Raw genomic sequence first — 24,578 nt, forward strand, 5'->3', positions numbered from 1 at the left:
AATGTTATTTGAATAACTCGGCATGAGAACCTATCCGAACTAATATAATTTCTTTATTTAGTTCATCTTGTTGCCAAATTAAAAGTAAGTCAGGTAATATATGACATTCCCAGTGATCTTTATAATTACCTATCAGAAGATGAGGTCTCATCTTCTTTGGTACTAAAGAAACACCTCCTTCTAAAAGGTATTTAAATACCATTGTCGTTTTTTCAAGTGCTTTAGCATTGTTTTGAATCTTCTTAAAGTCTTTTTTAAACTTACTGGAATATGTCAATTGATAAGCACTCATTACTAACTAAATTAATCTCTCATTAAATCATTTAACAAATCATGAGTATTGTCAAAACGTTTTGATGACATTTTTTCTTTCTGTGCATCCTCTATAGCTTGAATCGTTTCTTCATTAAGTTCATGAAAATGTGTAGCTTCGGCTAATGTTTTCTCTATAAAGTTATTAATGCTTCTATTTTCTTTTTTAGCTAACATTTCAATATAATTGTATAAATCATTATCAAGGCGTAAAGAAGTTGCTTTTTTAAAATTCAATGTATTCATACTACTATCTATTTACATACAAAAGTAATCATTAATACTTTATAAACAGCAGTATTTTAACACATTAACCATTCCTGCTAAAAAATAACAGAACTCCGATAGCCTATACTCTTAACTAAAAAAGGCTACCTGATTACTCAGATAGCCCTTATATATTGTTTATTTTATTTAGTTGGTTGTTACGTTACAAGTATTAGAATGTTGCTGCACCCTTTGTATAGTTTTGTATACTTCGATCTACCTTAGTCTGTTTTCCCAGTGAGAAATCATAGCTTATCCCTGCAATAAACATATTTTTATTATTCCAAATCTGCGTATGGCTTCTTTTTTGTACTAGGCTCTCTGGGAGTGATTTACTCTTATACTCTGAAGGCATCCCTATAAACAATAGCCCCGCAGTGAAAGACCAATTACTTAATTTATAACGTGCAAATAAATTACTCGCATTCTCATTCGTGCTAAGCCATTCACCCGATAGAGAATAAACAGGCAGATTAAATGAGTAAGACAAAAACAAGTTCTTATACGAAGAAGAGATTGTAAAACTATTTCCTATATAGTTATTCGTCAACTTCTCTCCTTCTATAGTCTTAATACTCTCCCATGTCGGATATAGATTAACTTTAAACACTAGTACTTGTGACCCAAAAGGCTTAATAGAACCATACATTCCCAGCGAATATTCCTGCATATTTGCCTCGTTTACATAAGTAAGAGCGTACCTATTCTCTTGTAATAGATAACGGCTATTTACAAAATCATTTAAGTAATCATAAGAAAATGAAGCATTCAAATCAACATACTTGGAGTTAAACGAATAGTTCAATGAGTTAATAAATGAACGCTGAACCTTTAGATATGGATTTCCTGTCTGTACAATATTGGGTTGCAATTGAATCACATTCGTACTAATCTGATCACTTGTCAGTGCCCTAGGTCTATATGTGCTCGATAGTCGAATGCTCTGATTGTTATTAATCTCGTATCCCACCACTACCCTGGGAGTGAACACCCAAGTGTCTTGAGTGTGCTCTGGATTAGAGTTGCGCAAATTGTTTAAACTCGCTCCTAGACGATACATCCAACTGTTCTTCTTACCGACTAACTCTGTATAGAAATACTGTTGAGTAAACGTTGTAGTATAATTAGAATACCCTTCTAGATTAGTCAAATCATATTCAACTTGATCAAAACTAAAACGATACCCTGAGTTTAATTTAGAAGCTCCAAAATTGTGACTATGCCCTATCTCACCTACAAAGCCACTTTGTTTATTATCTAAAACAGTCTCGTTATTATATACATCCTGTGTTGTATTAGTTATCCACTCTTTATCTAACTTAAAGGATTCTGTTGTATAGTAGGTTCCTACTGCATTAAATATTAGTTCATCCTTCTCTGTTATTTTCTGAGAATAATATAAATCCAAAGAAGGCATAGTGTATTTTGCATTACTATGTCTATAGATCTTATGATTTTCTTTATCTTGATTCTTAGAAAACACACTCTTTCCATCTGTATAGTTAAACTGATCCATTAAGGCAATATCTACTTTAGCTTGAAAGGTATATTTATCAGTATCTACATTAGTGTATCGAAGGGCAATGTTCTGATCTGTATATCCAAACTTATCCTTGCGCAATTCTTCTGAACGATAATCTATTCCATTAAGGGTATAAGCAGTAGAGTTCGTATTCTCTCGGTTATTATAATCGCGCAAACTAATCGAGTAATCTACTGCAAAGTTATTCTTACCTCTAGTAATACTAGAATAAGCTGATCCATTAATAAACCCTGTATCTACTGCAGTAAGTGCTTCTGCTCCATATACATATCCATTATCAGGATTACGAGTAATGATATTCACTACTTGATTAGCTCTATTCGCCCATCTAGTAGGGGGCATATCATAGTATTCTACACGGACTACGCTCTTAGGTTCGATAGTACGCATCTGATTATCACTAACCTCTATTCCGTTAATTAAAAACAATGTTTTTCCACCTTTTATACTTTGAACAGTATTCGTGACTGGATCTAAAGTCAATGTAGGAAGTGTCGTTAAAAGATCTTTAGCATATCTAGCTTTGTCTAAAGCATCTTGATCAAATGTATAAACTGATTTGTCTACATACTGTTTCTTGTGTAGACTCTGGATAAGTACTTCTTGTAATTCTATATTTGCATCTAAAGTATCTTGAACTACTTCTTGTATCTGAGCTTGAGCAATTAAACAACTGAAGTACATCACCAATAAACTAATGTATTTCTTATTCATATCTTTATAATGTAATTTTATTTGCAAGTATCTAAACACTCTAATACTAATTACATACCAAATAACCTATTATTCATAAACACCAGTATCACAACTATTTACAAAAAAAGTTATATTACATATGTTCATTATCGGACAGTTATTTTATGAAAACGAACAGTCACCCTCCCTTTATGCAAACATGTAAATGCTTAGTTTATAATTCATTTGGTATAATAAATAAGTAATTGAGACATCAATCCATATTCACTCCGTTATTTTATACCATTTAACGGACTCAAAACGGACTCATATCGGACTCAAAACGGACTCATTCAAAAGCAAGCTCCTAAAACACTGCTGTAAAACTCTTCACAAACTAAAAAAGGCTACCTGATTACTCAGATAGCCTTTATATATGGTTATGTGTTCACTCTTAAGTAAGCATTCCACCATCTACATTAATCACTTGACCAGTGATATAAGCAGACATATCAGAACCTAAGAATACACAAGTATTTGCGATATCTTCTGGAGTACCTCCACGTTTTAATGGAATAGCATCTCTCCATCCTTTTACTACATCTTCAGGAAGTTTACCAGTCATCTCTGTTTCGATAAATCCAGGAGCAACAACGTTACAACGGATATTACGAGAACCTAACTCTAATGCGATAGATTTAGAGAATCCGATAACTCCAGCTTTAGAAGCAGCATAGTTTGCTTGTCCAGCGTTTCCTTTTACTCCTACTACAGAACTCATATTGATAATAGACCCTTTTCTGTTTTTAAGCATTGTGCGTTGAACAGCTTTCGTCATATTAAATACAGACTTCAAGTTCACTTCAATTACAGCATCAAAATCTGCTTCAGACATTCTCATTAATAAGTTATCTTTAGTAATACCAGCATTATTAACTAAAATATCAATGTTTCCGAATTCTTTTAAAATCTCTTCTACCAATTGTTCTGCTGCTGTATATTCAGCTGCATTTGATTGATATCCTTTTGCTTTAACACCTAAAGCTGTTAATTCTTGCTCTAATTCTACAGCTGCCTGAGCAGAAGAACTATATGTGAATGCAACACTTGCTCCTTGTTGAGCATATGCTAAAGCTACTCCTCTACCGATTCCTCTTGTAGCACCAGTGATAATAGCGATTTTACCTTCTAATAATTTCATGTGTAAATCCAATTTTTGTATTTGAACCGAGGACAAATATAAACAATTTGTATTTTCTCACGCCCCTTTTATGCTGTTTGTGTACTTTTTCTCAAAAAAATCATATAAGTTAGCGTGATAATCAACAGAGCAACAAAGTAATACGAATATTTCATCAAATCTAGATAATCTATCTGCCCATTAGTAAAACTTAGTAAGATCAATATCTGTGCTCCATAAGGTAAGATTCCTTGAATAATACAAGCAAAAATATCTAATATAGAGGCAACACGAGGTCTGTCTAATTCATACTCTGTAGCAATATCTCTAGCCAAATTACCCGCCACTAAGATAGAGACTGTATTATTAGCTAAACATACACCTATAGATGACACCAATCCAGCAACACCAAACTCTGCTCCTTTAGGAGATTTCATCAATTTCTTCATTTGTTTTAACAGCCATTGAATCCCTCCTTGATCTTCAACCATCTTCGCCAATCCTCCTGTCAACATAGATAATAAGAATATCTCATTCATAGAAACGAAGCCCTCATAAGTCAGATTAGCAAATCCTAATACATCAAAATCTGCTTGAATAAGTCCAATAATTCCCGCTACCAAAATACTGATAAATAAAGCTACGAATACTTGTACCCCTACTAAGGCTAATACAATAATCAAGATATAAGGAATAATCACCCAGAAATTACTTGTATCACCTAGCTCTAAAGCTACATCTGTAGCTCCTCCACTCATAAAGAATAAGCCTACTATCGTAATTAAAGCCGCAGGTAATGCTAATTTAAAGTTAGCTCTAAACTTATCTTTCATTTCACACCCCACCGTTTGTGTAGCTGTAATCGTTGTATCTGATATAATAGAAAGGTTATCCCCAAACATCGCCCCTCCTAATAGAGTACCACATAACAGCCCCATAGAAGTCCCTGATTTCTCAGCTAATCCTACTACAATAGGTCCTAAGGCTACAATAGTTCCAACAGAGGTACCAATCGCTAAAGAAAGGAAACAAGCAATTACAAAGATTCCAATGGCTAGATATTCTATTGGCACTACACTAAGTCCCATATTCACCATCGTATCTACTCCTCCTATTGCTTTAGTCACTGTAGCAAAGGCTCCTGCTAATAAATAGATGATACACATCGTGATAATCTTACTATCTCCACATCCATGGATAAGAGAAATAACCTTCTCTTGCATTGGTGTTTTATAAAATAGTAAAAATGCAGATACCACTCCGACAGATATTGCTATAGGAGATGGCATTTTATAAAAATCACCTAATAGTATACCTGAGCCTAAAAAGATGGCAATAAAAATAAAAAAAGGAATAAAAGTGTAAAACTTGTTATCTGACATAGCTTTCATTTAATAATAATGTTATTACAAATAATTTGCCAGATTGGTAGAAATAAAACTTACTAAGGAAGTAAACAACATTTTTTCCATTTCTGGCTTATCGATTGCAGCACCTTGCTTGTTGTTGCAGGTTGCTATTTTTCAAAAGGATACTCTCGAAAAATTCTTGATAATTAAGGCACAAAGATAATCGTTTTTTGAAGAATTGCAAATTAGATAAGTATACTCGACTCTAAAAGCAGCTATTACAGACTCAATCATCTTATCAATTATAATAATATTCATTTAAAATTACAGCCTTTAAAAATTAAATATTTGATTCATATAAACTGAGTCTATTAAATATTTTGCACTACAAATGGATAAAAAAAATACATCCATAAAAAAACAAAAAGATTATTCGCAAATATCACACATATAACCTCTTAGCTATTCAATATTTTACAAAAAACTATTTAGATTGATTCTAAACAATACTATATATATACCTTTACATTCTAATTAATACATAAAAAAATGAATGTAAAAAAAATTACACTACTCACTCTACTTCTAACCGGTTCTACAATACTAGCGCAAGAACAAGAAACAAAAAAAAGCGATGAGCAGCTAGAAGAAATTATCGTATCTACAACAAGATTACCAGAGATAAAACGCAATAGCTCAAGTTCTGTTATTGTCATTACTCAAAAAGAAATAGAAAGTTATGCTCAATTAAATCCTGATATGTCAGTTATACTAGGTCTTGCCGTGCCTTCTATAGGATTGAGCTCTAATACTACTAGTAATAGAAGTCAAACTATCCGTGGTAGACAGATACTAGTCTTAATAGATGGTGTACCACAGAGTACTCCACTGCGCAACACAGACAGAGATCTTCGTACTATAAGCCCTTATGCGATCGAACGCATTGAGGTAATAGAAGGAGCCACTTCTCTTTATGGCAATGGAGGTGCTGGAGGTATTGTGAACTTCATCACAAAAAAAGCGAATCAAAACAAAACTTTTAGCGGAAGCACTTCTATAGCCTTATCTGATGCTACTTCTACTAAAAACAACAATACACATGGGTATCAATTAAACCAACAGTTCTCTGGTAGACTAAAACAAATCGATTACTTAGTCAATGGTAACATCATTAAATCTGGACGAGCGATAGATGGTGAAGGAGATTATATCTCTCCTCGCTATGGATTAGGAGAAGTAACAACACAAAATCTATTAGCTAAGATAGGTTATGACTTTAATGATAACAATCGATTAGAAGCAATGTATAACTACTACAGTGCATTACAGAACACAGATCTAATCGCAAAGGGAGGAAAATATCTCGTATCTCCACAACAAGGGGTTATCGGTACTAAAAACCCATTAGCAGAAAATGAAGGTACTAAGTACAATCACAATGGATATCTAAAGTTCTCAAGCAAAAATATCTTGGAGAATGTTGATTTAGAGGCTTCGGTATTTGGGCAAAAACTATATACTTTATTTGACTACAGAGAACATAATCCTAAATCTCCACGATGGGAAGAAACAGGTGGGCAAGCAACTATTAAAGCAGAGAAAATAGGGGCTAGATTAAGTATTGTCTCTAAACTAAACTTCACTGATAATATCAGAACAAACTATATTATAGGGGGTGATTTCTTAATTGACAAAACTAGCCAGCCCCTTGTCGATGGGAGATTATGGGTTCCTGAATTAAAGGCATATAACAGTGCCGGATATTTACAAACTCGTACTGTATTTTATGAAAACCTAACTCTTAAAGCTGGGGTGAGATATGATAATATTCACGTAAAGGTACCTGACTATAAAACAATTCCTTTAAGAAAAGGGCAACAGTGGCTAGCGATAAAAGGAGGAAACTTAGATTATGATAAAGCACTATTTAATGCTGCATTACAATACAAAGTAATAGAAGAATTCACTCCTTATGTTTCATTTTCTCAAGGATTATCAATTTATGATTTAGGTCGTATACTTAGAGATGCTAAAAGTGATGTTGTCTCTAAAATAGAAACAGATCCTGTAGTAACGAATAACTATGAAGTAGGATTCACTTCACAGATAGCAAATAATTGGAACTTTAGAATAGCTTATTTCTGGTCTATCGCTAAACTAGGTAGTGATCTTCAGGCAGGTGAAGGAGGTTTCTGGAAAGTAGTAAGAAGTCCACAAAGAATCAATGGTATTGAGATCGCCCTAGATGGTAAACCTATCAGCTGGGCAACTATAGGAGGAAGTTTTTCGAGTTATGAAGGAAAAATGAAATCTAACAACAGTAGTAGTTATGATACTTATATGAGTGGTCTAAATATTGCTGCGCCTAAACTGAGCTTATTTACAACAGTCACTCCTATTGATCATTTATGGTTAAACTTATACTATACACATACCTCTAAACGAGATAGATTCGAACCTCAACCTAATAAGTTAGGAGTATTAGTTTATAATGAAGGAGAAGGTAAAGTATCTCCTATTGACCTTTTTAACTTCAATGCTACCTATCAATACAACAAATCTATACAGTTAACATTAGGAGTAGAAAACCTATTTAACAAATCGTATTATACATCCTCTTCTATGATAGTAGCTAGAGATGCAGAATATGCAAGAGGGAATGGTAGATACTACACACTAGGGTTATCATTTAGATACTAAATTCTAAAATGATCATACAACTATATAATTAGTACAAAAAGAACAGCTCCTAAAAGGAGCTGTTCTTTTTGTATATTCATCAAATGATATGGTCTTAAAACTTAATATTCTTCTGAATATCAGCATTCTTATTCAGTGCATTTTTATATTCTGCTTTTAACTGACTAACAAGGTCTTTAACGCTGAGTACTCTATCAATACCTGCTGTACCATGCCCAGCAGACCAGATATCTTTCCATGCCTTCGCGTGCTCTCCTGTTAATTTAGAGAAGTCCTCTTCTTTCTTCTCTGATAGATCTATTCCAGCCTTCTCTATACTAGGTTTTAAAAAGTTAGCATTCACACCAGATACTCCATCTGTATACATAATATCATCTATCCCAGAGTCAACGATCATCTTTTTATATTCGTCTACAGCTAAACATTCATTAGTTGCTATAAAACGAGTTCCCATATAGGCCATATCAGCTCCCATAGTCTGCGCTGCTAATACATCACTTCCAGTATCTATACTTCCTGCTAATAATACAGCTCCTTTAAAGAAGCTCTTTACCTCAGCTAATAAGGCAAAAGGACTCGCAGTACCCGCATGACCTCCTGCTCCTGCAGCTACACATATTAATCCATCTACACCCGCTTCTGCTGCTTTCTCAGCATGTCTTTTCTTCACAATATCATGGAATACTAATCCACCATAACTATGTACTGCATCTACAAGATCCTTCACTGCACCCAGTGATGTAATCACTAAAGGCACTTTATACTTAACACACAGTTGTAAATCAGGCATCACTCTTGGGTTGGTTTTATTCACGATTAAGTTTACCCCAAATGGAGCAGGCTTAATCCCCGTCTCTTTCTCAAAGGCTGCTAATTCTGTTGTTACCTCAACTAACATCTTCTCAAAATCCTCTGAACTTCTTCCATTCAAAGCAGGGAATGTACCTACAATACCATTTTTACAACACTCGATTACTAGTTTCGTTCCAGAAACGATAAACATCGGAGATACTACAATCGGTAATGTTAGGCTATTTTTAAATTCTTGTATAGTCATATAATAATATATTTAGTTAGATAATAGACACTATAAAGTACTAACGTAAGATAAGTCAAATAATTGATTGTAGAAAAGTAATTTTGCTCTCTCTATAGAATAATATCAATTGTAAGACTTATCACATTTTTTTTTCAATATTTTACAAATTAGGACTTAATCCTCTCATAATTCTACTACAAACTGTTAAGTCTACATTTTTTTATTTCTTTTTTAAAAACAACTAACTTATTCTTATTAAACATTTAAGCCTTCTGAACAGCTGTCTTTAGTGCCATAACAAGGCACTCCTGCTTATTTAGTTTGAATTCACACACATTTTGTACTACTTTTGAAATGCAAAAAAACAAAACATTACAATGAAAAAATTATTGCTTTCAGCTGCTCTTGTTGTAGCGGTAGCTTTTACTGCTCAAGCACAAAAAGGACCAAAAAACGCATTAGGTTTGCGTTTTGGAGGAAACCACGGTTTAGGTACAGAGATCTCTTACCAGAGAGACCTATCTAAAAACAACCGTTTAGAATTAGATCTTGGTTGGAGAAACAACAACGATTTTGATGCTGTAAAACTTACAGGTATTTACCAATGGGTTTGGAATATTGAAGGAAACTTCGACTGGTATGCTGGTGTAGGTGCTGCAGTAGGTACATGGAACTCTAGCTACTACGAAGGAAAAAGAAAACACTCTGACAGTGGAGCATTCGGACTAATCACAGGTACTGTAGGGATAGAATACACTTTCCCTGAATTTCCAATACAAGTAGCTTTAGACTTACGCCCAGAAATCTACTTAAATGACAGTTACCGCGATGGTATCTATGCAGACTTCGGTATTGCAGTACGTTACAAATTCTAATTACTTTTTTTGCACCTGAAAACGATTTAAAATACAAAGCCACCCATGAGGTGGCTTTACTTTTCTTATTGAATAGCTTGGAGAGCTTTAATCATTTGCTCTAACTTCACTATCTTTTTTGAATTTATCTTTTTATTCCAATACATATTCACTCCAGCCCAAATCCCTAATACAGCATAATATCCTACTAATACAACATAATACCCTGCTGATATTGCAGTATCTACCATGTCTATAAAAGGATAAGAATATATAGCTATCCCAACTATAAAAAGCAAAATATATACATTCATCCATACTTTAGACAATTGTAATTGTTGTTTCTTTTCTTTTGTCAACAACACAATATAATCACTTGTTGTCTGTGTCAATATAGAGCTTGGTATTAAACCATTTAAGCGATAATAACTCGTCATAAACATTGTGATTGCTATAACACAAATTACACTTCCTAATACCACCCAAATAGATCCATAGAACACTGTTCCTTTTAATAATACATTAATTCCGATAATCCATCCTATAGTAAACACACCTATTATAGCCAGAGCCCAATTCATCTTTACTTTCTTTAAACGATAGGTATCTATAGACTGATAAACTTCCTTAATGTCGCTGTGTTCTACTCTCGGAATAGCCCAAAGCTGTTCTAAATTTACTTGATTACTTTCCATAGTTATTGAGTTTTTGATATAGTTCTTCTTTAATACGATGTACTCTAGTACGCACATTAGCATGTGTAAGTCCTGTCACATCAGCAATCTGTTTTTGATCCACCCCCTCTAGAGTCAGCGAAATAATAATCCTGTTAATCTCTGTGAGTTCACTAATGGCTTGATAGAGTTTTTGAGTATTGGTTTCTTTGTACTCCTCCTCTACACTTTTGCTCTGCCTTATCTTGTTTTCATCAGGCATGACTTTTTTACTCCGTTCTATTTGCCTTAAACAGATATTTACAGCGATCCGGTATATCCACGTACCATAGCCTGAATCAGCTCTAAACTTGGGCAACTGATTCCACACATTAACGAAAGTCTCTTGTGCTATATCTTTAGCCCAATCCGTATCGTTAACATACCCTAGAGCCAATCGATAAATTCGTTGCCAATATTGTTCATAGAGCGACTCAAATGTTTCTTTATACTTACTCATGTGTTTTGATTGGTTTTATAGTTTAGATACGTTACATGGGAATATGTTACAAGAGGATTAAGTATTAATCATTTTATAATTGGTTCTTAACAAAGAAATCTTCTATTGTATAAATTTAATTCAGATATACAACGGTAACAAAAAAAGTGTAAATTTGAAGTACCACACTAATTAACAACAAGTTAACCAAATACAAACTGACAAAATGGGCAATAATAACAAATCAGAAAGGCTAAAGAGAGTTAACTATAAACTTGAGAATTTACCTGAGAACTTACTTAGAGAAGTTGACTTGTTTATTGATTATCTAACAGAAGAAGAATCATCTAACATCCCTCAATGGCAACAAAGCATTGTACTTGATCGCATAGAGAATTCAACAGAATTCGTAGATGCCTTCGAAATGTTAGCTCAGTTAAACCCAGATTCCGCATTCGCCCAATACTACGAATAAATTCTACTTTACATCTCTTTCATTTCTTCTAAAACCATACTATAGTATGCTTTTTTCATAAATTCAGAGCTGTTTTGTATAATTTACTCTCGTTAATAGGTCTATCGCGTATTCTGGGTTAAAGAATGAATAAAAAAGCATAGATTACTTACAACCTATGCTTAAAATATTTTAAATCTGATTTCTTCACTTCTAATGAATATACTTTATCTCTAAGTATATTTAATTGTCTCAAATATTCTGATTCGCTAGTTTGTTCTATATATCGAATCAAGTGATCAATTAGGGTTAGCGCTTTACTTCGCCATTTTACTACTTCTCCTACAGGATGATATACCTGACTCTTTAAATATAGCTCTAGATTAAACTTGACCATTTCCTCCTTGGTAATATTAGGAAAGTCTTCTTCTGCCCTTATTAGCGTACTCAATACATCCTTCACTCTGAAACGAATACCCCGCTCACATAATACCTTAAGCGCTAAAAGTTCTTCTTGCTGTACAAAGTATAATGCTAGAGGTTCATTAAACTCCTCATAACTATACCAGCCTCCATGAGCACAAGAGATAAGCTCCTTATATCGCTTAGCCTCTTTCCACTGCGCGATTATAGTATCACGCACCTCATTATACCTCGTTAATCTTTTATGCTCTTCTTCTAGCGTAATCTCTAAAGCATTATAATGATATTGGAGACCAAGTTGTTTATAATGCTTCTCTATCTCTTTAGTTAATTTTGTGTAACTCATTATTAATAAAATAGACTATCCTGTAATTCTATACACAAAAATAAGTTTTAGAATTTATAATTCTAGTTTTATGATATATTTTATCTCTATACAAACTACTCCTCTCTCCTCAGCTCTCCTATTTCTTTCACTAATGCAGGGTAGTGTACTTGTAACGCTGTACCTGTATAAGGTGGTCGAGTCCATTGTGTATCTATAACATCATAATGTTCTATATCCTGATACAATTCATTTACAGCATCTGTTACAAAACTAGAATCCTCTGTCCCATACTTAGCATCATAGGCTAAATCACTCACATACAATAAGCCTTCGCCCCATGTATCTCCTATATCAAAAGAATACTTGCCGCTAATAAAAGCATTAATATCCTTTATGATATCGTAGAAAAACTCTTTTCCTCGTAAAATAAGCCAACACCTAAAGTAGATAAATCCGTCTGTAGAGATATAATCATCAAAGTTATAAATCCCATCCTCTTCTTGAAAACTATTTTCTAAAATAATACCTAACTCCCCTATCTCTACTTTATCTAATTCATTAATTTTTTTTCTCAATGTCATTTCAAAAAGAATCATCTCATCTGAAGACAACTCTGTTAAGAGAGCAGTTAGTTCATCTATATGTTCATCTATATCATAAGTCTGCCAACTATCACTAGTATTAGACTGTTCTATTAATTCCCAAAAGAACTGTTCGTTTAAATCTATATTCATTGTTTTATATGCTTATGTCAGTATCACTAAGATACAGCTTATTCATCTTATATTGCTTAAATCAATGAAATAAAAAACCCTCTCAACAGCACACACTGTCAAGAGGGTTAAAGCCAAAATATTCGTTAGCCACATACCACAAAGTAATTCTACTTTATATCTCTTTCATTAGCTCTAAAACCACACTACAGTATACTTGTATCGCTAATTCAGACCTACTTTGTATAATTACTTTTCGTTTATATGTCTATCACCTATTTTGGGTTAAAATAAATAATCCGACTTATTTAGATTTTATTCTACTCAGCGTTTCCTGAGATATATTTAAGTAAGAAGCAACTATCTTATTGGGTAGTCGCTGTACGATAAGGGGATTTAATTTGAGTAGCTCATTATATCGCTCTGCCGCATCCATGGTGACCATAGCGTGTAATCTATTAGTATTATTGATATAAGCGAATTCTAAATACTGCCTGTAGAACTTCTCCCACTTCGGGACTAACTCTAATAAATTGTAAAAATCAGCGTGCGTAATAGAATATACTTCGCTTATCTCTAGTGCTTGTAAATATTCGGATGATGTAGAACTATTGATAAAGCTCACTAAGGCTGTAGCAAACTGATTTTCAAAAGCAAAGAATCTCGTAGCATCTTGCCCTGCCTCATTGATATAAAATATACGCAAACACCCTTTACACACAAAATAAAGCTTCTGCGCACTCGCCCCTGCTGATGTAAGCTGTTCTCCCTTTTTTAGTTTCTCATAGTGAAAGAAAGAAAGTATCACATCTAGCTCCTGATCATTTAAGTCAACTCTATCTTGTATATAATCTATTAGTTGCTTCATTACTTATTATTTTTCTGTGACAAAAGTACGGTAATATACTAAGTCTGCTATACTTAACACCATCATTTTGTGCTCTTTTGCAAACTCCACTACCTCTGGTAATCTAGCCATTGTACCATCGTCATTCATTAATTCACATAATACTGCTTGAGGAGGTAGACCAGCTAACTTCATTAAGTCAATCGCTCCTTCAGTATGTCCATTACGCTCTAATACTCCTCCATTTTTTGCTCTTAATGGAAATATATGTCCTGGACGTGCTAGATCAGCTGGTTTAGCATTCTTATCACTTGCTGCTCTTACGGTAGTTAATCGGTCTGCAGCAGATAATCCTGTAGTTACCCCTTCTGCAGCTTCTATAGTTACCGTGAAAGGTGTTTGAAATCTAGAACTATTCTCTGTCACCATATAAGGCAGCTCTAGTTCGTCTGCTTTATCATTTGTTAGACATAAACACACCACCCCACTACAGTAACGAATCATCATCGCCATATCCTGTTCTGACATTAAATGTGCTGAGAAGATGATATCTCCTTCATTCTCTCTATCTTGATCGTCTAATAAAAGAACACCTTTACCGCTCTTTAAAAAACTCAACGCTTGATTAACTCTTTCTTGACTATCCCAACCAAATTGGTTAAGGGCATTTTCTAATGTATTCATATTTTACTCTTTTATTAGTCTCTCTGCATATTTGCGCGCTCGAGGAATAATTAGAAAGGCAGAAGCATAGGCCACTGGCAACATTACACTCCATGCTTTTAAAAACATAAAGAACCACCCATCTCCAAAACCATAATTTCTAATCAACCCTACAAAGGCCATAATAAGGGTCATCGGAATAACCACAAATAGCGTATTTACATACTTATAATACTTCGTTTTCATTCTTTTATTTTTTATTTATTGACAAGACAAAGTTCTTCTTCCTAACCTCGAAAAACATTGACGTAAATCAAAAAATAAACACATTCAAAAAACCTTAGTAGACACTCAAAAAAATAAAGCCACCGCCTAAGCAGTGGCTTTATTACACAACCTATACTTGTGAGAGTCTAAATCACATAATATGTATAATCTTATATCAGGTTGGCGGTATCTTTTTTGAACTATAATTATTAGCCTTTCCGACTTTATCTCTTGAGAGACACTAATAATTTTTGATCTTTTGGTTCAGCAAATATCAACTGTCTACAACCCTAAAACATTGACATAAGTCAATAAAAACCATTAAAAATAAAGCCACCGCATACGCAGTGGCTCTATTACACAACCTAATTTATAAATGTTTATTCTTAATCTTGATGTAACGTTTGTGATATTTTCTCTAGGTTCAGGCTATTTGCCATAGCAGAGAAGATCTCATAATAGGTATTCTTATTTTCATACAGCTCCTCATGTTTACCATTCTCCACTACCCTTCCTTTTTCCATCACTACGATATCATGAGCATCTATAATCTGAGAGATACTATGCGAAACAATAATAACTGTTCTATTCTCCTTAATCGCATCAAGACTCTTCTTGATCTGCTCCGTAGCGATAGCATCTAAGCTAGCTGTTGGCTCATCTAAGAAAATAATAGCAGGATCTTTTAAGAACAACCTCGCTATAGCAATACGCTGTTGTTGTCCCCCTGATAGCAGGCGAGCATCAGACTCATACCCTTGAGGAAGATCTATGATCTGCTCGTGTATGTATGCCTTTTTAGCTGCCAACTCTACTTCCTCTATAGTTGCATCAGGATTACCATAACGTATATTCTCTGCTATACTACCTTGGAATATGTGATTCTTCTGAAGTACAAGGCCTATGTGCTTACGAAGTTCTTTAGTATCGTATTCTCTTAGATCTACACCATCTAATAGTATTTGTCCAGAAGTAGGAGCATAGAACTTATCTAATAAATTAATCACTGTACTCTTACCTGCTCCACTCAGCCCTACAAGAGCAGTAGTTTGATTAGGTTCTATCGTCATAGACACTTCTTTTAAAGCGCTTGTCCCATTAGGATAATCAAAAGAAACATCCTTAATCTCTATTTTTCCTTTAATTTCGGTAGGAACATAAGTACCTGTTGTTTCTACTTCGTGATCAGCATTAATGATCTCAAAGAAAGTCTCTGAGTATATCATCGCATCATTTACATCATCATAGATACGGTGAAGCTGTCTAATAGGGGCCGTAACGTTATTAAATAATAAGACGTGAAACATAATAGCTCCTACCGTCATCTCTCCTTTGAGAACAAAGTAAGCTGTCATCAAGATAATCACTACAAGTCCAAACTGCTCAATAAATCCCTTTACAGCATCAAATACAAAACTCATACGTCTAGTCTGTAATTGATTCTCTGTCATATCGTATTGAATCTCTTCATGCTTCTCCGCTTCTAAAGGCTCTCTCACAAAAGACTTAATCACAGTAATAGAATTAATCAGAGAGATAATACCATTGTTTTTATTCTCTCTATAACTACGCATTTTTCTTCTAAAACCTTTTAATTTGCTAGCCTGAAGCTGACTCACATAGAAGTATAAAGGAATCATCGCTGTACTAACTATACCTACATACACATTAGCTGTATAAATAAACACTAAAGCTACTATAGCATTAGCAAACAAAGGCAAGATATCGATAAAAAAGTTCTGAATCAGTCGAGTAATACTCCCTACTCCCTGATCTATACGAGTCTGTAGCTTACCACTATCATTCTCATCAGAGGTATAGAAAGCCATTCGGTAGGTTAATATCTTCGTAACCACTAACTGTGAAATATCTCTAGAAACATAAATACGCAGTTTCTCTCCAAAAAACTTCTGTCCAAACTGTATAAAAGCATTTAAAATTTCTTTTACAATAAGAACAACAGTACTAAAAACAAGCATCTTATACCCCCAAGCCAAATCCTTCACTCCACTTACTACATCATTTAACGTATCCACCATAAAGCGAATAATAAGCGCATTTACCTGCACTGCGAAGGACCCAACGGCTGTTAATACCAATGTCCCTATGATTAACCTTTTATAGGGCATTACAAAAGGCTTTATCTGTTTAAGTATTTTTATCAAACTCATACTGCAAAGATAGAATTGTTCTAAATAAAAAGCTTTGATTTAAGTCAATAAATTCACTAGTTTTCAATCTATTACACAATCACCTATTCTCATTTTGTCATATAAATGCTTTATACTCCTTGTTTTTATAAAAAATTCGTACTAGTTTTACGTTAAATTTAACAATAAATTAAAGATATGAGAAAAATTACTTTATCATTAGTTGCAGCCCTAGCAATAGGTTTTTCTGCAAATGCACAGACTCCAGATGTAAAAATCGGAGCAAAAGCTGGTTTAAACGTTTCTAACCTTACTAATTCTGATGCGTCTTCTCGTACTAGTATGCATGTCGGAGCTGTAGTTGAGATTTTTGTTAATGAAAAATTCTCAATTCAACCAGAGTTACTTTATTCAGCACTAGGAGCAAAAGCTGATGCTTTAAGTTTTGATGAAGGTGGTTTTAACTTTAGTAAAGAAACTTTGAAATTAGACTATATCACTATACCTGTGATGGCTAAGTATTATATTGTAAATGGACTAAATGTACAAGCTGGACCACAATTCGCTTTTAATGTTAATTCTAAACTTGCTAGTGTAGACGTTAAAGATGATATTAAATCATTTGACTTTGGCGTAAACTTTGGTGCTGGATATGAATTACCTCTAGGTGTATTTTTTGACGCTCGTTACAATGTAGGTCTTACTAAAGTAGGAAAAAACGGTGGTGATGCTAAAAACGGAGTATTCCAATTATCTGTAGGATATAAATTCTAATACAGATACATAATATAACTATAGAGGCTCTTATCATCCAGTAAGAGCCTCTTATTTTTTATAAATATCACAAAAAAAAGACCTAAACATTGTTTAGATCTTAGTTAACTTATGATAGAATATCAAATACCATTAGTACTCCTGGTACTTGTACTTCTTCTTTCTTATATTCTTCTAAGCTAAAGTACTTCACAGCTCCTATTTCATTAGTAGCTTCTATAGTTTCTCCATTTAATTCATACGAATAACAGTCTTGTTGCATCATGATATTAAGCTTCTCCCCGTAGGCAGGAGCAGTGATATGATGTAAGAAACTCAGTCTATCTACGTGTAGCACTAGGTTTAGTTCCTCTTTTATCTCTCGAATTAGAGCAGATCTACTCCCCTCTCCATCGTCTATCTTTCCTCCAGGTAGATACCAAGCCATCTTATTATTGCTATAGGCCAGCAGTAATTTACCATCCTTTACTACAACTAGCCCTGCTGTATTCAGGTCTACCCAGTCTTCTTCTATGACAGGCAAGTGATATACCTTCATCATTCGCCCAGGGACATTAGTCAAAACTTGTTTCACACATACACCTCCCATTTTTTCATAAAAGATATTTGTATTTGGTTCTGCATACACCTCTATGTATTTAAACTCTCTAGACTTAGCTATTGCTTTAATATGAGACATGATCACACGGCCATATCCTTTATTGATATAAGCTGGTAATAACCAGAAGTGGTCTATACATAAGTAAGGTCCCTTATTTTCTAATGCAAAAAAACCAATATAATCACCTGCATAAAAACATTTGATAAGTTCAGTTTTTCTAAAATTGATATCTGTGATGGTTAGATCATCTGTCCACATAGAGATATATTCCTCTCTATACCCCCAATATCTCTTGGAAGCTAAAGCTGTCTCTGTAAGTAATTCACAATCAGCCACCGTAGCATTTTGGTATAAAATAGTCATTTATAGTAGTTGTTATAATATAGCCAAATGTACTATTTATGACTTTAAAATTCCGTTTATCCTAGTTTATTTACTATAAAAACCTCTATTTATCCAACACCAATCACTACAAATCAGATACTTATATTACTGTAAAAAAGGGAATCTTATTTTTTTAACTCAGCCTAAAACCAATCTAACTAATAATGGGCTATCTTTAAAATATTCAGAGTTATCAAGATTCTTAAAAAACAGTAAATCAGCAAGTCTATTAATAACCCTAATCAAATACAATCTCATAATATTAGCTATAAACTGAAAATTTGATTTCTATAGAAAAACAACACAACCGTTTATCATAAAAATACAGCCCTTTGTGTATATATTATGTAAATCCGTCAATATCTACAAAGAAAACATTTCAAATAATTAACTTTTTATTTAATTTTGTCTTTCAATATAAAAAAAATGACAATGAAAAAAATCATGCAATCACTTACTTGTGCTCTTATGTTAGTTGGAGCAACTGCATTTGCGCAAACACCTTCTCCAATTCACTTTGGTATTAAAGCTGGTGCTAACTTCACAAATATTTCTACTGACTTAAAAGATTACAGCAGTAAAGCATCTACAGGATTTGGTATTGGAGCAATGACTAGAATTGATATCAAAAAGACATATATCCAAGCTGAACTATTATATGCTGAGAAAAAGTCTAAATTCGAAAATAACTTAGGAGAAAGTACTACTAGTACTTCTAAACAACTTGAAATACCAGTGGTTATCGGTCACAAATTCTTAAAACTACCAATGGTTAGCCTTAGAGGATTTGCTGGAGGAGTGTACACAAATACTATTGATGACAAATTATCTGGAAGCAAAATCAACGATGCAGTACAATTCAAAAACTTTGATAAAAACAATATCGGATATCGCTTAGGTGTTGGTGTTGATGTATTGACATTCACTCTTGATGTTTCTTATGACGGAAGCTTCAGCAAAACAAACAAAGAAATCGGAGCAAGACCTAATACTTGGATGGTATCATTAGGATACTTCTTCCTATAATAGGTCTATAAAACATACTATTTAAGAGCTATCTCTAGAGGTAGCTCTTTTTTTATATCATAAAAGTAGAAACACTTTAAAAATTTGTTATTTTTGTCCCATGCAAAAGACAATAAACATTTTAAACAAAAGGGCTAAGTTCGAATACGAAATACTAGATAAGTATACTGCTGGTATCGTATTAACTGGAACTGAAATTAAGTCTATACGTTTAGGTAAAGCAAATATCGCTGAAAGCTTTTGTGAGTTTCAAGGACACGAATTATTCGTTATCAATAGTCAGATAGAAGAATACGCATATAGTAAGCACTTTAATCACAAAGCAAAAACAGAGAGAAAACTTCTTTTAAACAAAAAAGAATTAAAATCTCTACTAAAAGATGTTCAAAATAAAGGTCTGACTATCATCCCGCTTAGACTATTCTTAAACGATAAAGGTAGAGCCAAGCTTGATATTGCTCTAGCTCGTGGTAAAAAGAACTATGACAAGAGAGAAACAATTAAAGATCGCGATAATAAACGCGACCTAGATAGACTTAAAAAATCGTATTAACACATACACTTATCAAAGCATCCTTTATTGGATGCTTTTTTGTTTACATTCCTCTTTTATTCCCTACAAAGCCTCCTGACTTTTGATTACTTGATAAGGTTTGGGTGACATGTAAAATATTGCATCTCTACCTTAGTAAATTGCGCATATGCGTTGCGAGAATATATACTGACAAAACATCTTCACAATAACACGTCAGTAGCAAAGTCTCCCGACTTTCGAGTAAACCTAATAATCAACTCCTTTTTTAAAAGGATATTGTCCTATAAGTTCCCATTTCTTTCCCTTCGCTAGATACCAATCTGTCTGTAAAGAGTCTTTTGACTTCACCCAAGTAATTTCTTTAATTTTGGAATAATTAACAGTGTCCTTATCGTAATGATTGTCATAGAAATACTGTTGTAGAACCATTCTTTTTCCTTTCATAATATATCTTAAGGAAAATCTCTTAGTAGAGTATCTGATGATATTACTTCCTTTTTCTATAGAATCGAGTTCTTTACTTAAAAAGATCTTCTTCTTTTTGCTTGTCTGTATTTTTTCTACTTTTAAGTCAGTTATATCACTTGTTCCAAATGCAATGTTTACGCATAATAAAGTAGCTATCCCTACAAAGAATAACAAGGTAATCTTATTAAATAATGTGTTCATCTTTATATTGTAAAAACCTCTAACAAATTAAAGAATTTTTTATATATATTTACGTATATATCAACCCTATAGGTTCTAGGTGCTACTTCTTAAAACACACAAATTGAACCAATATTCAATGTTGTTTTCTTCAGCATTATTACAGTAAAAAAGTCAATCTGTAAAATCTTCATTTCAAATTTCAACACTCTTTTTAACGCATCCTTTTTCATCTAAACCCACTATTCATAAGGTCTTAGACTAGCCTTATTTGGAACAATCCCCAAACAAGACTAACAAAAAACGTTGTAAACACTTGAAAATACAGGGTTTGAATATTATTTAGCACTGCAAAAAAAGTCTGAAATGTTAACAATCTCACTATAAGTAAATAACCTCTAATTGAGATTATTAAAAAGAAAGTATTTTTTGTCTTGGTTATATACAAACGATATTTACCAGAATTAATTTCTATTAAAAAAAGCTGTTATCTAAAGACAGCAGCTTTTATCTAATTTTAATTATAATTCCTCTGGTCCTGTAAGACACATCATTGCTTGATGCCCCTTCATATATTTTCCTCCTACAATTGTGCCACCACGTTGTTGAGCAAATTCTACGGCACATTCATAACCTTGTACATATACTTCCCAACCATCAGCAAGTCTAACTAAATAAGCATAAACAAGTCCTGCATTAGGGTCTTGATCTAACGATAAATGAGTACTAGACTTTATCGTAAACAAAGCATTAACATCTGAGGCTAATGCACTTCCTGAAAATGTAGCAAAGGCAATTGCTACGAAAAATAATTTCTTCATAATTTATTATGTTTTAATTGGTTATATAAACATAATAAAAAAATATGATAATCAAAATACCATAATAAAAGATATAGTTAGTATCCTAAAATCAATCTAAATTCCTAATTCTTATTCTCCAACATGGGTACGAACTTAAAGTCTCCATGTTCGTATTTTTCAAACTGTTTTTCGTTGATACGGATCAACTCTGTCATGATTTGTTTCTCCTCACCAATAGGAATGATCAGCCTACCTCCTACTTTTATTTGTCCTAATAAAGCTTGCGGGATAAAAGGAGCACCTGCTGTCACAATAATAGAATCAAAAGGAGCATAATTAGGTAATCCCTTATACCCATCACCAAAAGTAGTAAGCTTAGGTCTGATCCCTAACTTTGGCAATAACGCTGAAGTCTTCTTATACAATTCGTTTTGTCTCTCGATACTGTACACTCTAGCTCCCATAGCTACTAGTACAGCAGTCTGATATCCACTACCCGTACCGATTTCTAAGATTTTATCTTCTTTTTTGACTTGAAGTAGCTGAGATTGAAAAGCTACAGTATAAGGTTGCGAAATAGTCTGGCCAGCTCCGATAGGAAAAGCCTTATCTTGGTATGCAAAATCCTCGAAACTTGAATCTAAGAATAAATGACGTGGTACCCTCTTGATAGCATCTAAAACATTGGTATCAACAATCCCTTTTTGCTTAAGTACTTCAACCAACTGGTTTCTAAGACCTTGATGTTTTGCAGAATCTTTCACTATTAAATTATTATTTCCCACAAAATAACTAATATTTTCTAACAAAAGCAATCCGTATAAGCCCTGAGAATATAATTGAACAAAACTTTAAGCAGGTTTATTGAAAGTTTAGATAAATAAATTATATTTTTGTTTTCAAAATATAGTTTTATGCTTAAAGTTGGAGTATTGGGAGCAGGCCACCTAGGTAAAATTCACCTACGCTTGCTTAACCAATCTGAAAAATATGAACTAGTAGGATTTTACGATCCTTTTAAAGAGAATGCTGAAAAAGTAGCAGCAGAATTTGGCTATAGAAAATTTGACACTATAGAGGAATTAATTCAGGCAGTAGATGTAGTAGATATCGTTACTCCTACCCTTTCTCACTTTGACTGTGCTAAACAAGCTATCGAAGCTGGTAAGCATGTGTTCTTAGAAAAACCGATTACAACGACTATTGAAGAAGCTGAAGCAATCATCGCATTAGCTGCTAAATATAATGTACTAGGACAAGTAGGTCACGTAGAGCGTTTTAACCCAGCGTTTATCGCAGTACGTCCAAAAATAGAAAACCCTATGTTTATCGAGACTCACCGCCTAGCTGAGTTTAATCCTAGAGGAACTGATGTACCTGTAGTATTAGACTTAATGATCCACGATCTAGATGCTATCTTAAGTGTGGTTAAATCTCCTGTAAAGCATGTAAGCGCTAGTGGCGTAGCTGTACTAAGCGAATCTCCAGATATCTCTAATGCTCGTGTAGAGTTTGAAAACGGATGTGTGGCTAATATCACTGCTAGCCGTATCTCAATGAAGAATATGCGTAAATCGCGCTTCTTCCAACGCGATGCTTATATCTCTGTGGATTACTTAGAGAAGACGTGTGAAGTAGTGAAGATGAAAGAAGCTCCTGAAGTACCAGGTGACTTTGACCTAATCCTTCAAAATGCTGAAGGGGTTAAAAAACAAATTTATTACGACAATCCTGAAGTATTAGCGAATAATGCTATCTTAGACGAGTTAGAGACATTCCATGACGCGATAGTGAATAAAACTACGCCTATCGTGACGCTAGATGATGGTACTAAAGCATTGCGCTTAGCTTACCAAATCATCGAGGCAATGGAGAAAAAATAAATTAACATCAAAAAATATAAATTAACCATTATGAAAAAAATTGCTGTTATCGGAGCTGGAACGATGGGAAATGGTATTGCACATACATTTGCTCAAAAAGGTTTTACAGTTCTTTTAATTGATATATCAGAAGCTGCTATCGAAAGAGGAATGACTACGATTATTAAGAATTTAGATCGTATGATCGCGAAAGGAAGCATCACTGAAGCGGACAAAAAAGCAACTATCGAAAACATCGTTACCTATACTGATATTAAAGATGGTGTAGCGAATGCTGATTTAGTAGTAGAAGCTGCTACTGAGAATGTAGAGTTAAAACTAAATATCTTTAGACAACTGAGCGAAGTATGTGATGAGAATGTAATCTTAGCATCGAATACTTCTTCTATCTCTATTACGAAAATCGCTTCTGTGGTGAAGAACCCTGAGCGCGTAATCGGTATGCACTTTATGAACCCTGTGCCTATCATGAAGTTAGTAGAAATCATCAGAGGATACAACACAAGTGATGAAGTGACTAAAGCAATCATGGATATGTCTAAAACATTAGATAAGGTTCCTACAGAGGTAAATGACTACCCTGGATTCGTAGCGAACCGTATCTTAATGCCGATGATCAATGAAGCTATCGAAACATTATACAACGGTGTAGCTGGTGTAGAAGAAATCGATACTGTGATGAAGTTAGGTATGGCTCATCCTATGGGACCATTACAGCTAGCTGACTTTATCGGATTAGATGTATGTCTTTCTATCCTTAATGTAATGTATGACGGATTTAAAAACCCTAAATATGCTCCATGCCCACTATTAGTAAATATGGTAATGGCTGGTAAATTAGGAGTTAAATCTGGAGAAGGATTCTACGACTATAGCGAAAGCAAAAAAGCTGAGAAAGTAGCGAAAATGTTCGCTTAACCCTCCACTGTTATTGTAAACTAGTAAATACTAATAAAAGACAACCAAAGTTTAGTTTGGTTGTCTTTGATATTTTTGAAACCATACTTA

At 33.8% G+C, this 24,578-nt stretch carries 26 protein-coding genes and 1 riboswitch; of the genes, 8 read left to right on the top strand and 18 right to left on the bottom strand.

Translation table 11 applies throughout. The features are described 5' to 3' along the window. Positions 1–4 precede the first annotated feature (4 nt). The 5 genes from AABL87_RS13315 to AABL87_RS13335 form a co-directional block, all read right to left on the bottom strand. Complete coding sequence (locus tag AABL87_RS13315; RefSeq protein ID WP_039329696.1) at positions 5–292, bottom strand: type II toxin-antitoxin system YafQ family toxin; 288 nt, start codon at positions 290–292, stop codon at positions 5–7. 11 nt (positions 293–303) lie between these two features. Further along, positions 304–558, bottom strand: a complete 255-nt coding sequence (locus tag AABL87_RS13320) for a toxin-antitoxin system HicB family antitoxin (protein WP_039329698.1) — start codon at positions 556–558, stop codon at positions 304–306. A 193-nt stretch (positions 559–751) separates the two neighbouring features. Then, on the bottom strand, positions 752–2,836 hold the full coding sequence (locus tag AABL87_RS13325) for an outer membrane beta-barrel protein (RefSeq protein WP_341277484.1): 2,085 nt from the start codon (positions 2,834–2,836) through the stop codon (positions 752–754). A 415-nt stretch (positions 2,837–3,251) separates the two neighbouring features. Further along, positions 3,252–3,998, bottom strand: a complete 747-nt coding sequence (gene fabG / locus AABL87_RS13330) for a 3-oxoacyl-[acyl-carrier-protein] reductase (protein WP_006260004.1) — start codon at positions 3,996–3,998, stop codon at positions 3,252–3,254. Between the two features lie 68 nt (positions 3,999–4,066). After that, positions 4,067–5,368, bottom strand: coding sequence for a Na+/H+ antiporter NhaC family protein (locus tag AABL87_RS13335; protein WP_341277485.1), 1,302 nt, complete (start codon positions 5,366–5,368; stop codon positions 4,067–4,069). Positions 5,369–5,429: 61 nt separating this feature from the next. Further along, a riboswitch (SAM-I-IV-variant riboswitch) is annotated at positions 5,430–5,537 on the bottom strand. A 338-nt stretch (positions 5,538–5,875) separates the two neighbouring features. On the opposite strand from AABL87_RS13335, the gene AABL87_RS13340 reads away from it, so the two are divergent. Continuing rightward, a complete protein-coding gene (locus AABL87_RS13340; RefSeq protein WP_341277486.1) occupies positions 5,876–8,026 on the top strand; it encodes a TonB-dependent receptor in 2,151 nt (716 codons plus the stop codon). 94 nt (positions 8,027–8,120) lie between these two features. Here AABL87_RS13340 and AABL87_RS13345 read toward each other — a convergent pair whose 3' ends face one another. After that, the gene (locus AABL87_RS13345) at positions 8,121–9,083 is read right to left on the bottom strand and encodes an NAD(P)H-dependent flavin oxidoreductase (RefSeq protein ID WP_341277487.1); all 963 of its coding nucleotides are present in this window, start codon (positions 9,081–9,083) and stop codon (positions 8,121–8,123) included. Positions 9,084–9,442: 359 nt separating this feature from the next. Between AABL87_RS13345 and AABL87_RS13350 the strand changes: the two genes are divergently transcribed. After that, positions 9,443–9,940, top strand: a complete 498-nt coding sequence (locus AABL87_RS13350) for a hypothetical protein (RefSeq protein ID WP_259638241.1) — start codon at positions 9,443–9,445, stop codon at positions 9,938–9,940. A gap of 65 nt (positions 9,941–10,005) precedes the next feature. Here the strand turns inward: AABL87_RS13350 and AABL87_RS13355 are convergent, their stop codons facing one another. Together AABL87_RS13355 and AABL87_RS13360 are read right to left on the bottom strand one after the other, a co-directional pair. Then, positions 10,006–10,614 carry a hypothetical protein gene (locus AABL87_RS13355; protein WP_341277488.1) on the bottom strand — a complete coding sequence of 203 codons (609 nt, stop codon included), beginning with the start codon at positions 10,612–10,614 and terminating at the stop codon, positions 10,006–10,008. Further along, positions 10,604–11,092: an RNA polymerase sigma factor gene (locus tag AABL87_RS13360; protein WP_006259996.1), complete on the bottom strand. Its 489-nt coding sequence runs from the start codon at positions 11,090–11,092 to the stop codon at positions 10,604–10,606. Before AABL87_RS13360 ends, AABL87_RS13355 begins: the two co-directional genes overlap by 11 nt. A 205-nt stretch (positions 11,093–11,297) precedes the next feature. Here AABL87_RS13360 and AABL87_RS13365 point away from each other — a divergent pair, with 205 nt between their 5' ends. Beyond that, positions 11,298–11,546: a hypothetical protein gene (locus AABL87_RS13365; RefSeq protein WP_006259995.1), complete on the top strand. Its 249-nt coding sequence runs from the start codon at positions 11,298–11,300 to the stop codon at positions 11,544–11,546. A 148-nt stretch (positions 11,547–11,694) separates the two neighbouring features. On the opposite strand, the gene AABL87_RS13370 is transcribed toward AABL87_RS13365, so the two are convergent. The 6 genes from AABL87_RS13370 to AABL87_RS13395 all read right to left on the bottom strand — a co-directional run bounded on the left by AABL87_RS13370 (position 11,695) and on the right by AABL87_RS13395 (position 16,937). Next, positions 11,695–12,294 (bottom strand): hypothetical protein, encoded by a 600-nt coding sequence (locus AABL87_RS13370; RefSeq protein WP_341277489.1) that lies wholly within the window; start codon positions 12,292–12,294, stop codon positions 11,695–11,697. Between the two features lie 95 nt (positions 12,295–12,389). After that, the gene (locus tag AABL87_RS13375) at positions 12,390–13,010 is read right to left on the bottom strand and encodes a DUF4240 domain-containing protein (protein WP_071307440.1); all 621 of its coding nucleotides are present in this window, start codon (positions 13,008–13,010) and stop codon (positions 12,390–12,392) included. A 283-nt stretch (positions 13,011–13,293) separates the two neighbouring features. Then, the gene (locus AABL87_RS13380) at positions 13,294–13,857 is read right to left on the bottom strand and encodes a Crp/Fnr family transcriptional regulator (protein ID WP_006265484.1); all 564 of its coding nucleotides are present in this window, start codon (positions 13,855–13,857) and stop codon (positions 13,294–13,296) included. 6 nt (positions 13,858–13,863) lie between these two features. Beyond that, positions 13,864–14,520, bottom strand: coding sequence for a 3,4-dihydroxy-2-butanone-4-phosphate synthase (gene ribB, locus AABL87_RS13385; RefSeq protein ID WP_006263747.1), 657 nt, complete (start codon positions 14,518–14,520; stop codon positions 13,864–13,866). Between the two features lie 3 nt (positions 14,521–14,523). Continuing rightward, positions 14,524–14,745 carry a DUF2798 domain-containing protein gene (locus tag AABL87_RS13390; RefSeq protein ID WP_006259990.1) on the bottom strand — a complete coding sequence of 74 codons (222 nt, stop codon included), beginning with the start codon at positions 14,743–14,745 and terminating at the stop codon, positions 14,524–14,526. Positions 14,746–15,152: 407 nt separating this feature from the next. Continuing rightward, on the bottom strand, positions 15,153–16,937 hold the full coding sequence (locus tag AABL87_RS13395; RefSeq protein ID WP_016649296.1) for an ABC transporter ATP-binding protein: 1,785 nt from the start codon (positions 16,935–16,937) through the stop codon (positions 15,153–15,155). A gap of 177 nt (positions 16,938–17,114) precedes the next feature. Between AABL87_RS13395 and AABL87_RS13400 the strand changes: the two genes are divergently transcribed. Continuing rightward, positions 17,115–17,690: a porin family protein gene (locus AABL87_RS13400; RefSeq protein ID WP_016649295.1), complete on the top strand. Its 576-nt coding sequence runs from the start codon at positions 17,115–17,117 to the stop codon at positions 17,688–17,690. Positions 17,691–17,799: 109 nt separating this feature from the next. On the opposite strand, the gene AABL87_RS13405 is transcribed toward AABL87_RS13400, so the two are convergent. After that, entirely contained in the window at positions 17,800–18,654 is an 855-nt protein-coding gene (locus AABL87_RS13405) for a GNAT family N-acetyltransferase (protein WP_016649294.1), read from the bottom strand. Between the two features lie 453 nt (positions 18,655–19,107). Between AABL87_RS13405 and AABL87_RS13410 the strand changes: the two genes are divergently transcribed. Together AABL87_RS13410 and smpB are read left to right on the top strand one after the other, a co-directional pair. Then, positions 19,108–19,701: a porin family protein gene (locus AABL87_RS13410; RefSeq protein WP_006265488.1), complete on the top strand. Its 594-nt coding sequence runs from the start codon at positions 19,108–19,110 to the stop codon at positions 19,699–19,701. A 100-nt stretch (positions 19,702–19,801) separates the two neighbouring features. Next, positions 19,802–20,254, top strand: a complete 453-nt coding sequence (gene smpB, locus AABL87_RS13415; protein WP_006259985.1) for an SsrA-binding protein SmpB — start codon at positions 19,802–19,804, stop codon at positions 20,252–20,254. Between the two features lie 228 nt (positions 20,255–20,482). Here smpB and AABL87_RS13420 read toward each other — a convergent pair whose 3' ends face one another. From AABL87_RS13420 to AABL87_RS13430, 3 genes are all read right to left on the bottom strand, one after another. Beyond that, the gene (locus AABL87_RS13420; RefSeq protein ID WP_016649293.1) at positions 20,483–20,905 is read right to left on the bottom strand and encodes a hypothetical protein; all 423 of its coding nucleotides are present in this window, start codon (positions 20,903–20,905) and stop codon (positions 20,483–20,485) included. A gap of 500 nt (positions 20,906–21,405) precedes the next feature. Then, positions 21,406–21,705: a hypothetical protein gene (locus AABL87_RS13425; protein WP_006263753.1), complete on the bottom strand. Its 300-nt coding sequence runs from the start codon at positions 21,703–21,705 to the stop codon at positions 21,406–21,408. A 104-nt stretch (positions 21,706–21,809) separates the two neighbouring features. Further along, positions 21,810–22,451, bottom strand: a complete 642-nt coding sequence (locus tag AABL87_RS13430) for a protein-L-isoaspartate(D-aspartate) O-methyltransferase (protein WP_025124812.1) — start codon at positions 22,449–22,451, stop codon at positions 21,810–21,812. 150 nt (positions 22,452–22,601) lie between these two features. On the opposite strand from AABL87_RS13430, the gene AABL87_RS13435 reads away from it, so the two are divergent. Then, positions 22,602–23,570: a Gfo/Idh/MocA family protein gene (locus AABL87_RS13435; RefSeq protein WP_006259982.1), complete on the top strand. Its 969-nt coding sequence runs from the start codon at positions 22,602–22,604 to the stop codon at positions 23,568–23,570. Between the two features lie 30 nt (positions 23,571–23,600). Beyond that, the gene (locus AABL87_RS13440; RefSeq protein WP_286419293.1) at positions 23,601–24,488 is read left to right on the top strand and encodes a 3-hydroxyacyl-CoA dehydrogenase family protein; all 888 of its coding nucleotides are present in this window, start codon (positions 23,601–23,603) and stop codon (positions 24,486–24,488) included. Positions 24,489–24,578 lie beyond the last annotated feature (90 nt).

It is taken from the genome of Myroides sp. C4067, assembly GCF_038039665.1.
Classification (GTDB): Bacteria; Bacteroidota; Bacteroidia; order Flavobacteriales; family Flavobacteriaceae; genus Flavobacterium; species Flavobacterium odoratimimum.

What these genes read in the sequence shown, in the direction of transcription:
- AABL87_RS13420 (WP_016649293.1), bottom strand. Translation starts at nt 20,905, where the DNA reads ATGAACACATTATTTAATAAGATTACCTTGTTATTCTTTGTAGGGATA.
- AABL87_RS13340 (WP_341277486.1), top strand. Translation starts at nt 5,876, where the DNA reads ATGAATGTAAAAAAAATTACACTACTCACTCTACTTCTAACCGGTTCT.
- AABL87_RS13440 (WP_286419293.1), top strand. Translation starts at nt 23,601, where the DNA reads ATGAAAAAAATTGCTGTTATCGGAGCTGGAACGATGGGAAATGGTATT.
- AABL87_RS13425 (WP_006263753.1), bottom strand. Translation starts at nt 21,705, where the DNA reads ATGAAGAAATTATTTTTCGTAGCAATTGCCTTTGCTACATTTTCAGGA.
- smpB (WP_006259985.1), top strand. Translation starts at nt 19,802, where the DNA reads ATGCAAAAGACAATAAACATTTTAAACAAAAGGGCTAAGTTCGAATAC.
- AABL87_RS13380 (WP_006265484.1), bottom strand. Translation starts at nt 13,857, where the DNA reads ATGAAGCAACTAATAGATTATATACAAGATAGAGTTGACTTAAATGAT.
- AABL87_RS13400 (WP_016649295.1), top strand. Translation starts at nt 17,115, where the DNA reads ATGAGAAAAATTACTTTATCATTAGTTGCAGCCCTAGCAATAGGTTTT.
- AABL87_RS13335 (WP_341277485.1), bottom strand. Translation starts at nt 5,368, where the DNA reads ATGAAAGCTATGTCAGATAACAAGTTTTACACTTTTATTCCTTTTTTT.
- AABL87_RS13370 (WP_341277489.1), bottom strand. Translation starts at nt 12,294, where the DNA reads ATGAGTTACACAAAATTAACTAAAGAGATAGAGAAGCATTATAAACAA.
- AABL87_RS13360 (WP_006259996.1), bottom strand. Translation starts at nt 11,092, where the DNA reads ATGAGTAAGTATAAAGAAACATTTGAGTCGCTCTATGAACAATATTGG.
- AABL87_RS13375 (WP_071307440.1), bottom strand. Translation starts at nt 13,010, where the DNA reads ATGAATATAGATTTAAACGAACAGTTCTTTTGGGAATTAATAGAACAG.
- AABL87_RS13325 (WP_341277484.1), bottom strand. Translation starts at nt 2,836, where the DNA reads ATGAATAAGAAATACATTAGTTTATTGGTGATGTACTTCAGTTGTTTA.
- AABL87_RS13320 (WP_039329698.1), bottom strand. Translation starts at nt 558, where the DNA reads ATGAATACATTGAATTTTAAAAAAGCAACTTCTTTACGCCTTGATAAT.
- ribB (WP_006263747.1), bottom strand. Translation starts at nt 14,520, where the DNA reads ATGAATACATTAGAAAATGCCCTTAACCAATTTGGTTGGGATAGTCAA.
- AABL87_RS13435 (WP_006259982.1), top strand. Translation starts at nt 22,602, where the DNA reads ATGCTTAAAGTTGGAGTATTGGGAGCAGGCCACCTAGGTAAAATTCAC.
- AABL87_RS13315 (WP_039329696.1), bottom strand. Translation starts at nt 292, where the DNA reads ATGAGTGCTTATCAATTGACATATTCCAGTAAGTTTAAAAAAGACTTT.
- AABL87_RS13390 (WP_006259990.1), bottom strand. Translation starts at nt 14,745, where the DNA reads ATGAAAACGAAGTATTATAAGTATGTAAATACGCTATTTGTGGTTATT.
- AABL87_RS13405 (WP_016649294.1), bottom strand. Translation starts at nt 18,654, where the DNA reads ATGACTATTTTATACCAAAATGCTACGGTGGCTGATTGTGAATTACTT.
- fabG (WP_006260004.1), bottom strand. Translation starts at nt 3,998, where the DNA reads ATGAAATTATTAGAAGGTAAAATCGCTATTATCACTGGTGCTACAAGA.
- AABL87_RS13365 (WP_006259995.1), top strand. Translation starts at nt 11,298, where the DNA reads ATGGGCAATAATAACAAATCAGAAAGGCTAAAGAGAGTTAACTATAAA.
- AABL87_RS13395 (WP_016649296.1), bottom strand. Translation starts at nt 16,937, where the DNA reads ATGAGTTTGATAAAAATACTTAAACAGATAAAGCCTTTTGTAATGCCC.
- AABL87_RS13345 (WP_341277487.1), bottom strand. Translation starts at nt 9,083, where the DNA reads ATGACTATACAAGAATTTAAAAATAGCCTAACATTACCGATTGTAGTA.
- AABL87_RS13350 (WP_259638241.1), top strand. Translation starts at nt 9,443, where the DNA reads ATGAAAAAATTATTGCTTTCAGCTGCTCTTGTTGTAGCGGTAGCTTTT.
- AABL87_RS13355 (WP_341277488.1), bottom strand. Translation starts at nt 10,614, where the DNA reads ATGGAAAGTAATCAAGTAAATTTAGAACAGCTTTGGGCTATTCCGAGA.
- AABL87_RS13410 (WP_006265488.1), top strand. Translation starts at nt 19,108, where the DNA reads ATGAAAAAAATCATGCAATCACTTACTTGTGCTCTTATGTTAGTTGGA.